General features: G+C 46.5%; 2 protein-coding genes. Both read right to left on the reverse strand.

All coding sequences use genetic code 11. The features are described from left to right. On the reverse strand, window positions 1-687 hold a 687-nt coding region (gene ruvB / locus WEIDD23_RS08665; protein ID WP_062358919.1), incomplete at its 3' end, for a Holliday junction branch migration DNA helicase RuvB. A 22-nt stretch (window positions 688-709) separates the two neighbouring features. Further along, window positions 710-1085 (reverse strand): Holliday junction branch migration protein RuvA (gene ruvA / locus WEIDD23_RS08670; RefSeq protein WP_242865482.1); only part of this gene is annotated, 376 nt, incomplete at its 5' end.

Genomic DNA, 1085 nt, shown 5'->3' on the forward strand with positions numbered 1-1085 from the left:
CACCCGACGCAACAAGCGGTTAGCGACACGCGGCGTGCCCCGTGATCGCCGAGCTAATTCAAACGCCCCGTCTGGTTGAATTTCCGTATCAAATATATCAGCTGAACGCTTAATAATTTCAGCCAACTCATCCGTATTGTAATAGGCCATGTGCTCAACAATACCAAATCGGTCACGCAACGGTTGCGATAACATACCAGCACGCGTTGTTGCGCCAATCAAGGTAAACGGTGGCAACGGGAAGTGAATCGGCCGGGCTGTCGGACCTTCGCCTGCAATGATATCAACATAAAAGTCTTCCATTGCCGAATACAGCATTTCCTCTACCGTTTTCGGCATACGATGAATTTCGTCAATAAACAAGACATCGCCGGGCTGTAATTCATTTAATAATGCTAACAAATCACCCGATTTTTCAATTGCTGGTCCGGAAGTTGTCCGTAACCCGACACCCATCTCATTTGCGATAACCATCGCCAATGTCGTCTTTCCAAGTCCCGGCGGTCCATAGAGTAGCACATGATCCAACGGTTCTTCACGCTGACGAGCTGCTTGAATATAAACCTGTAACCGTTGTTTCAAAGGCTCTTGACCAATGTACTGTCGCAACGTACTAGGACGCAATGATTTCTCAATCGACTCTTCGCCTAATTCCGCACTGGTATCACGCAATATATCATCTGCCATTGGATACCATCCTTTCTATCTCTTACTGCAACAAACGCAATCCAGCACTAACATACTCCGCCGTGGTCATTTGCGCTTCCTTAGTCAACACTTTTTCAACCCGCGTAATGTCCTTCTTCGCATAGCCGAGTGCTTCCAGCGCTAATAAGGCATCCGCTAATTCTGGATTATCGCTCGTTTGCTTTTCAGGCAAAACCAAGTTGATTTCAATATCATTATTAAATGGCAAATCACCCAACTTATTTTGCAAGTCCAACACAATTTGTTGGGCAGTCTTCTTACCAATACCCGGGAATTTCGTTAAGAATGTAATATCGTTATCCGCAATCGCTTGAACAAGCCCCGTATGGTCGGCATTCGCCAAAATTGCTAACGCTGACTTCGGCCCAATCCCCGAC

This window comes from Weissella sp. DD23 (assembly GCF_001579105.1).
GTDB lineage: Bacteria > Bacillota > Bacilli > Lactobacillales > Lactobacillaceae > Weissella > Weissella cibaria.